The organism is Streptomyces niveus (genome assembly GCF_001723055.1).
In the GTDB taxonomy this organism is placed as follows: domain Bacteria; phylum Actinomycetota; class Actinomycetes; order Streptomycetales; family Streptomycetaceae; genus Streptomyces; species Streptomyces niveus.
In genome coordinates, this window is record NZ_MDCR01000488.1 from 1 (window position 1) to 3,988 (window position 3,988).

The following is a 3,988-nucleotide window of genomic DNA, read 5'->3' on the forward strand; positions in this document are numbered from 1 at the left end:
GCCCCGGCGGCCCCGGCCGACACCCCACCGCTTCCCGCCGGGATGTACGGCACCACGGACCCGACCTACGACGGCGTCTGGCGGCAGTCCCTCGCGATGCTGGCGCAGCGCGCCGTGAACGTCATGCCCGCCGACTCCGCGGTCAACTGGCTGCTCGGCCAGCAGTGCGACAGCGGCGCGTTCCCCGCGTACCGCCCCGACGCCACGAAGCCGTGCGACGCGACGACGGTGGTCGACACGAACTCGACCGCCGCCGCCGTACAGACACTGGCCGCCCTCATGAAGTACCCCGACGCCATGAACAACGGCATCAGCTGGCTCGCGTCCGCGCAGAACAAGGACGGCGGCTGGGGCTACAGCGCGGGCGCGCCGAGTGACGCCAACTCCACGGCGCTGGTCATAGGAGCACTGGCCGCGGGCGGCGCCCCGGTGGGCACGAGGCTGTCGACGGAGGGCCGGTCCCCGTACCAGTCGCTGATCAGCTTCGCGATCCCGTGCGACGCGAAGGAGGGCGGCGGCGCGTTCGGCTACCAGCCGGACAAGTCCGGAAAACTGCTCCCCAACGCCGATGCCACGGCCGCCGCTCTGCTCGGCGGGGTCGGCAAGCGGATGGTCACGACGGGCGTAGAGCCCGGCCCGGCGCCCGTCTGCCAGGACCTGCACCCGCTCACACCGGAGCGCGCGGCGCGCAACGGCGCGTCGTACCTGGTGAAGACGATGGCCAAGACCGGGCACCTCGACCAGCCGCCGATGCCCGGCGCCGCGGACTCGGCGCCGCTGCCGGACTACGGCAACACGGCGGACGCGGTCGTCGCGCTGACGACGGCGGGGTACGGGGACCAGGCTGCGGCCTCGATGAAGTGGCTGGAGAAGAACTCGGCGGACTGGGCGAAGGCGAGCGGGCCCGCCGCGTACGCCCAGTTGATCTTCGCCGCGCACACGACGGGGACGGACCCTCGTACGTTCCACGGCATCGACCTGGTCAAGGCCCTCAACGCGACGGGTCCCACGCCCAAGTGGATCGGGCCGAAGCCGCTGACGACCACCGAGCAGCAGAAGGTGCTGGCGGACCAGAAGGCGGAGCGGCACAGCATGTCCGGGAACATCTGGACGATGGCCATCGGGGCGTTCGCCGCGCTCGTCATCTGCGCGCTGTTCGTGCTGCGGGCCCGGCGGCGCCGCTCATGAGGCGCGTCGTCGTCATCCTCGCGCTCCTGGTGGCGTTCAGCGGCGCGGGGACGGCCCACGCGGCCGGCTACCGCTACTGGTCGTTCTGGGAGAACGACGGCGCGACCTGGGCGTACGCCACCCAGGGACCGGCCCTGGCCCGCCCGGCCGACGGCACGGTCAACGGCTTCCGCTTCGCGGTCAGCGCGGACAGCCAGGACGCGGCGAAGCCCCGCGAGACACCGGACTTCGAGGCGGTCTGCGGGGCCACGCCCCCGAAGCCCGGCAGCAAGCGGATAGCCGTGGTCGTCGACCCGGGTACGCGGGCGGACGCCCCGGCGGGCGAGAAGCCGCCGCCGCCGCTCGCCGCGTGCGCGCGGGTGGGCACGGAGGCGACGAGCGCGGACGCGCTGGCGGCGGTGGCGAAGCCGCTGCGCTACAACGGCGACGCGCTGCTGTGCGGGATCTCGGGCTACCCAGAGTCGGGCTGCGGCGAACAGATCTCGGCCGACGGACCGACCCCCACGGCGTCCCGCGCCACGGGCGCGCTCCAGAAGCCGAAGGCCGACGACGCTGGCGGCCCCCCGACGCTCGGCATCCTGGCCGGAGCCGCGGCGGTCCTCACCCTGACCACGGCCGCCCTCTGGCAGGCCCGCCGTCGCCGCGCCTGACCGCCCCGCCGGCAACGACCGGCCGGGCGGGCCGGACGGGGCCCCGGACACACCCTCCGGCACGGAGGCGGGCGTCGACCTCACCGGCCGGAAGGTGGGCGCGCCGACCGGCGCAGAGGCAGCGCCGGGCAGGGTCACGGGCACGAAGAACCTCACCAGCACCGCCCCGGACGCGCCGACCGACACCGGCCGCGTCCCGCGGCCGTCCGCCGAGCGGCGCGCGGGCGCCGGCACGCGTACCGGTGCGGACCGCACCACCGAGGCAGGCCCGGACAGCGACACACCGCCTGCCACCGACCCACGCCGGGACGCCGAGCAAGGTCGGCACCCCGCGCCGGACCGCCCCACCGAAGCGGGCACGGGCGCGGGCGCGAACCTCACCAGCGCAACCCCGGACGCACCGACCGACACCGGCCGCGTCCCGCGGCCGTCCGCCGAGCGGCGCGCGGGCGCAGAACAGCCCACCGAAGCAGGCGCGGATCGCGGGCGGGCCAGGTCGCGCGGGCGGCTCCCCGGCCCCGGCTCCCTGCGTGCCCCCCGCGCCGGCCGGAGCAACGCCCTGCACGCCGGGGCCTGGTGGCTGTGGGCGCTCGGGTTGGCCGTGGCCGCGTCGCGGACCACCAATCCGCTGCTTCTCGGGATGCTCGTCGGCGTCGCCGGGTATGTCGTCGCCGCCCGGCGGACCGACGCGCCGTGGGCCCGGTCGTACGGGGCGTTCGTCAAGCTCGGGCTCGCCGTCATCGTCGTCCGGCTCCTCTTCTCCACCCTCCTCGGCTCGCCGATCCCCGGCACCCACCTGATCATCACCCTGCCCGAACTGCCCCTGCCCGACTGGGCGAAGGGCATCCGGATCGGGGGGCGGGTGACGGCCGAGCAGTTGGTGTTCGCGCTGTACGACGGCGCCAAGCTCGCCACGCTCCTCATCTGCGTGGGCGCGGCGAACGCGCTCGCCAACCCGGCCCGGCTCCTCAAGTCCCTGCCGGGCGCGCTGTACGAGGCCGGTGTCGCCGTCGTCGTCGCCATGACCTTCGCGCCGAACATGGTCGCCGACGTCCTGCGTCTGCGCACCGCCCGCCGCCTGCGCGGCCGGCCCGCCGGCGGGGTGGGAGCCGTCCTCCAGATCGGACTGCCCGTCCTGGAGGGCGCGTTGGAGCGGTCCGTCGCCGTCGCCGCGTCGATGGACGCGCGCGGTTACGGCCGCACGGCCGCCGTACCCCCCGCCGTCCGGCACACCACCACCGCGCTGACCCTCGGGGGCCTGCTGGGTGTCTGCGCGGGGTCGTACGGGCTCCTCGCCGCCGAAGGCGCCTCCTACGGTCTGCCCCTCCTCGGCGTCGGGCTCCTCGCCGCGCTGGCCGGTCTGCGGCTCGGCGGTCGCCGCTCCGTCCGTACGCGCTACCGCCCCGACCTGTGGGGCGTCCGGGCCTGGCTGGTCGCGGGGTCCGGCGCGGCCGTCGCCCTGGTGATGATCCGGGCGGGCGCGTACGACCCGGAGGGGCTGCACCCCGGCGTCGTACCGCTCGTGGCACCTGGTCTGCCGCTCTGGCCCGCCGTGGGCGTCCTGCTCGGCCTGCTGCCCGCCTTCGTCGCACCCCTGCCGCCCGCCCTCACGCACAAGGAGAAGACCCGGTGATCCGGTTCGAGCAGGTGTCGGTGACCTACGCCGACGCGCCGGCCCCCGCCCTCCAGGAGGTCGACCTCACCGTCCCCGAGGGCGAGTTGGTGCTGCTCGTCGGCCCCTCCGGCGTGGGCAAGTCCACCCTGCTGGGCACGGTGTCCGGGCTCGTCCCGCACTTCACCGGCGGCCGGCTGCGCGGCCGGGTCACCGTCGACGGCCGCGACACCCGCACCCACAAGCCGCGCGAACTCGCCGATGTCGTCGGCACCGTGGGCCAGGACCCGCTCGCCCACTTCGTCACCGACACGGTCGAGGACGAACTGGCCTACGGCATGGAGTCGTTGGGCCTGGCCCCCGACGTGATGCGGCGCCGCGTCGAGGACACCCTGGACCTGCTGGGCCTGGCCGAGCTGCGCGACCGCCCGATCGCCACCCTCTCCGGCGGCCAGCAGCAGCGCGTCGCGATCGGCTCGGTACTCACGCCGCACCCGAAGGTGCTGGTCCTGGACGAGCCGACGTCCGCGCTCGACCC

4 protein-coding genes are annotated in these 3,988 nt (G+C 75.4%); all 4 read left to right on the plus strand.

The features are described 5' to 3' along the window. Positions 1-1,188, plus strand: a 1,188-nt coding sequence (locus tag BHU15_RS36605) for an SCO2321 family membrane protein (RefSeq protein ID WP_069631028.1), incomplete at its 5' end; no start/stop codon positions are given. Further along, on the plus strand, positions 1,185-1,838 hold the full coding sequence (locus BHU15_RS36610) for an SCO2322 family protein (protein WP_069631029.1): 654 nt from the start codon (positions 1,185-1,187) through the stop codon (positions 1,836-1,838). The genes BHU15_RS36605 and BHU15_RS36610, both read left to right, overlap by 4 nt. A gap of 526 nt (positions 1,839-2,364) precedes the next feature. Continuing rightward, positions 2,365-3,471, plus strand: coding sequence for a cobalt ABC transporter permease (locus BHU15_RS36615; protein WP_069631030.1), 1,107 nt, complete (start codon positions 2,365-2,367; stop codon positions 3,469-3,471). Continuing rightward, positions 3,468-3,988 (plus strand): ABC transporter ATP-binding protein (locus BHU15_RS36620; RefSeq protein ID WP_141726978.1); only part of this gene is annotated, 521 nt, incomplete at its 3' end. The genes BHU15_RS36615 and BHU15_RS36620, both read left to right, overlap by 4 nt.